This is a genomic window from Kaistella chaponensis (assembly GCF_900156725.1).
GTDB lineage: Bacteria > Bacteroidota > Bacteroidia > Flavobacteriales > Weeksellaceae > Kaistella > Kaistella chaponensis.
Genome location: NZ_FTOI01000025.1, coordinates 1 through 4181, shown reverse-complemented (window position 1 = coordinate 4181; position 4181 = coordinate 1). Strand labels below are relative to the sequence as shown.

At 34.0% G+C, this 4181-nt stretch carries 5 protein-coding genes; all 5 read right to left on the bottom strand.

Annotated features, from left to right (window positions below; genetic code table 11):
• Positions 1 to 234: 234 nt before the first annotated feature.
• Complete coding sequence (locus tag BW932_RS14060) at positions 235 to 786, bottom strand: DUF7010 family protein (protein ID WP_076388682.1); 552 nt, start codon at positions 784 to 786, stop codon at positions 235 to 237.
• Positions 787 to 969: 183 nt separating this feature from the next.
• Entirely contained in the window at positions 970 to 1710 is a 741-nt protein-coding gene (locus BW932_RS14055; RefSeq protein ID WP_076388680.1) for a copper resistance protein NlpE, read from the bottom strand.
• Between the two features lie 161 nt (positions 1711 to 1871).
• Positions 1872 to 2309: a PepSY-like domain-containing protein gene (locus tag BW932_RS14050; protein ID WP_143745580.1), complete on the bottom strand. Its 438-nt coding sequence runs from the start codon at positions 2307 to 2309 to the stop codon at positions 1872 to 1874.
• Positions 2310 to 2322: 13 nt separating this feature from the next.
• Positions 2323 to 3213, bottom strand: coding sequence for a transporter (locus tag BW932_RS14045; protein WP_076388676.1), 891 nt, complete (start codon positions 3211 to 3213; stop codon positions 2323 to 2325).
• A gap of 31 nt (positions 3214 to 3244) precedes the next feature.
• Complete coding sequence (locus BW932_RS14040) at positions 3245 to 3874, bottom strand: hypothetical protein (protein WP_076388674.1); 630 nt, start codon at positions 3872 to 3874, stop codon at positions 3245 to 3247.
• Positions 3875 to 4181 lie beyond the last annotated feature (307 nt).

Here is a 4181-nt window from a genome sequence, read left to right as displayed (position 1 = left end):
ATCAAAATATTATATTTTGATTCTTTTAATCCCTGATTTATACACCAATCTTTTCAACAAAAAAACCAATCTGGCTTATAAAATTGCGCTCTAACGTTTTGCAGCTTGGCGAAGTGGCGGATTTTACAGCACTTACTTTCAATTTAGCACTAATGTTTATTAGAAATCCGAATGTTCAATTTAGCACTGAACCCGCCATTTAGCCAAACTGCTGTTAGCGGTTCGGCTTTTATTTTATAGTTTAAATTTTCTGTTTTTCAAAATTATAATTGATAGGATATATACTATAACAATAGCTATTGGAATTGTTATAAATCTGTCAGAAGGAAATAAATACCAAAGAACTAAAATTAAAATTGTCCTCAAAATTGAATGAAATAGTCCAACCCAATGGTCAATAATCCAAGTCAATGGAACCCACATTAGCCCTGTCAAAATTCCAACCGTTAATGGAAGAGATGTATAGTCTTCAATAAAAAATGGTATTGCGATTGAATACACTAAAATCGCTTGGGCAACTGTAAGAAAAAAAAGAGTGTCAAAAGTATTTTTAGGCTTGCTTTTGTCAAGATAGTCTTCACCAGTCAACTTTGAAATTCCCATAGCTAAGTAGACAATCGAGCCTGTTGCTATAAACAAAACCCAAACAGTAATATTGTCAGGAAAAAAAAATCCTGAAATAGCAACAATTAACCACGCAATTAATCCAGCAATCGGAGATGCTAAAAGTTTCTTTCGTTTAAATTCTTCTTTTTGTTCTTCAAGTGTTCGTTTATTGTCTGTCATATCGTGTCAATTTGAATTCGTCAGGTCGTTTTTTTTTAGCTGACCGCTAACGGGTTTGTATAAGAATAGTTGCGTGTTTGTATGCGAGGATTTTCCGAAGGAAAATCAGACGTTACAAACGCGCAACGACCTTTGATTAAGCACTAAACCGCAATTATTTTTATACGGTGTTAGGCATAGTTTTTATTTTATACAGTAGTTTTCAGGTGTAATAAATTCTACAGATTTAATTTCTATTGTCTCTAAAACACTTTCATACTGTTCAGCAAAACCATCAGTTGCCTTTCCAGTATTTCTTACTATAAGTTCTGCTATCACAGGAGTATAAGGAGTAAGTTGTTTCCCAACTTTATTATAGTAAAGATTACTTAATTTTCCACTTGAATCAGAAATCCAATAGGTTTTTGATGAACCACAAGGCATAAATTCAGAAACTTCGTGTCCAAATGTAAGAAACCCTTTTATAGGTTTATTTGAAAATTCAATATCTTCATTTGATAATTTTTTTAACTCATACATTTCTTCGAATTCAGACGTTATTTTTTTTCCGTCCTTGTCCAATAGTGTTAATCTGTTTTCTCCAACAGCATATATTTTTGTTTCTTTTTCAGAGTTCAAGAGAATTTTTCCACCATCATTGATAAAGGAAAAAGTTCCTTTATCACTAAAGTGACCATCTTCCGATTCTAGATATAAATCTGATTTTTCAAAAGTTTTATCGTTGTTAAGTTTTATGGTAGTTAGAATTCCAGGACAACTTGCACAAGGCAAGAAACCTTTGTATGTTCCGTCCCAATCCAAAACTTTTTCGGCAGTATGGTTCTCAATTATTTCTATCGATTCTTCTTTAGTTTTTTCTTGACTTTCTTTACATCCTAATAGAGCAAATGTGACTGATAATGCTAAAATGTATGTTTTTTTCATCTTTTATATTTTTTATTTAATTATGCCTAACGACCAGTATAAGCGTAGTGCGGGATTAAAAGCACTTCACTTTCAGTTTGCCGAGATGTTTGCTAATATTCAATTTGCTCAAATTAATACTTTAGCCCGCATTACGCTTATACATTGTTATCTGCTGACCTTTATCGGTCAATTCCCAAAAACTTTCCACTCAAGTCAAAAACCAAGTCAATGTCGTTATCTAACTCGATTTTTTGTCCCTTTTTCTTTTTTTTCCACTCTATGATTTTATTGTCAGGATAGTTCTTTTGAACATAAGCGGCTATTCTCGTAGGAACTACACTTTGGGGAAGAGCGTCTTTGCTCTCAATGTTTTTAATTGAGAAATGTCCGTCAAATTCGAGTTCTACCATTGTGTTTAGTTTTGCTTCATATTCAGTTTTAAATATTTCTTTATCTTCCTTAACGCTTATAATTTTACTTTTTGGGAAATGCGCTTTAACGTAGGATGCAATTTGTCCGGGTGTTTCTGAAACGGGAAGATATTTTTCCTGTGCATAGGCATTAGAGAAAACAAATAGAGTTGTTGCTACGAGAATTAAATTAAATATTTTTTTCATTGTAAATTTTATTTTAGTTAAACAAATATGATGCCCCAAGTGTGATAAAAAATCGGTCGTCTTTTGCAAAAAGTGAATGTCCACAAGCCAAATCTATCTGAAATAGTGGCGTTATCAAATACATAACTCCTAAGTCTACGTTATGTTCATCCGCAATTTCACTAATTGTTGAAAAGTATTCTATAAAGGAAGCAATTTCGTCCGTTATCGCGTAACCTAATCCTGCCGATAAATCTAAATTCTTAAACTTGTTCGATGTTCCGATGTTATATCCCAAAGAGATTCTGTCTGTAATCTCGTTTTCAAAGGCAAATTTTACCTGAAAGGGCCAATCGTTGTTTTGAAAATCTTTGGTAGCAATTCGACCGTAAGATAAGTAGCCAACAAATGAAATGGCAGGAATGAATTTGTGTTGCTCGATTATTCTTTGTTTTAAACTAAGCGTTATCGGTTGTAATCCATAATTTTTAAATTCTTCGCCTGCATCCAAAAGTAGGCGTATTTCGGTTGAATGTGTGATGCCATAGCGCATCATCAAGTTATTGATAGCCGTATTTTTTGCTAATGTTACCCCTTCTTCAATCTGAAATTTCCCGATTGGTACTGTCGAAACACCATCGCTCTGGTCAGGACGGTCTGTACTAATGGTAATTTCCTGCGCAATGGAATTAATACTCACACCGAAAAGTAAGGGTAGTATAAAAATTATTTTTTTGATCCTATTCACAATGGATTGTTTGGTTTGCAGATAACGTTTTGCAGCTACAAGGAGTTGGCGATTTCGGAGACGAAAACTGTCTGCCACCACTGAACTTGATACGAAGCATAAAACTTCTTTTAACCACTGAACCGCCAATTTCTTGTAGGTGCTGTTAGCGGTTCGGGCTTTTTTCTTAGTCGTCACTTGTCTTTAAAATTCTAAGGTCATATTTGAATTATTGAAAGTCTTGTGCTTCCTTTTCTGTTAATGTTTTGATGTCAATAGTTGGTGCGAAATATGTCTTTTTAGGTGTTTGCAAAAGTTGTTTTTCCTCGCCCATTGCAAAGCCGAGTTTGTAGCCAATATTGTTGTCTGTTGTCAAGAATACGTTGTCGTGTTCGGTATCGTCTTCTGGAATAAACAGCATTACTTTTTTATTAGCTGATTTTTCTGTTATCCAACCATTAGCTTCTTTAGTTGTTTCCCAACCTGTAACAGAAAATGATTTGTCAAAACCCATTGGATAGTGAACATAATTAACGAAGTAACAATAAATTTCAAATTCGATATCAAACGGAAATGTTATAGCAAATTGTCTTTCGTTTAATTTATAAAGCCGTGGTTGTGCCTGGAACCTTTCCTTGTTATACATATTACAAAACCCATTCAAAATGCTATCCATTTCTGTCTTTGATATGTTGTCAACGATTACAAGTTTGTCATTTGGTTTTTCTTGTTTGGGCAGATGTTCATTTGAAGGTCTGGTTGTGTCCGTGTCAGGTTGTGGTTTTTGTCCTGATGGCATACATGCTTTAATTATAAAAATTAAAATTGTCGCACCGATTATGATTAAAACTGTTTTCATTTTACTGTCGTTTGTTTATTTTTTGTCTGTTGGTGTGTCCTCATAGCCTGACCGCTAACGTCAGTCTGTGAAAAAACCTCCGTTTATTTTAATCAAAAATAGGTAAATAATTTCAATATTTCGGGAGTGAATTTGTATATTTAATGATGCAACACATCACTGGGATCGCCCGCAATCAAATGGTTTTTACGAGTTTAGAAGATTCGATTTCTGAAGATAATCCGGTTCGCTTTATTGATGCTTTTGTGGAGAATATCGATTTGAAAGCCTTAGGTTTTGAACTTCGAACTCCGAAAACGGAAGGACG

What these genes read in the sequence shown, in the direction of transcription:
- BW932_RS14060 (WP_076388682.1), bottom strand. Translation starts at nt 786, where the DNA reads ATGACAGACAATAAACGAACACTTGAAGAACAAAAAGAAGAATTTAAA.
- BW932_RS14055 (WP_076388680.1), bottom strand. Translation starts at nt 1,710, where the DNA reads ATGAAAAAAACATACATTTTAGCATTATCAGTCACATTTGCTCTATTA.
- BW932_RS14040 (WP_076388674.1), bottom strand. Translation starts at nt 3,874, where the DNA reads ATGAAAACAGTTTTAATCATAATCGGTGCGACAATTTTAATTTTTATA.
- BW932_RS14050 (WP_143745580.1), bottom strand. Translation starts at nt 2,309, where the DNA reads ATGAAAAAAATATTTAATTTAATTCTCGTAGCAACAACTCTATTTGTT.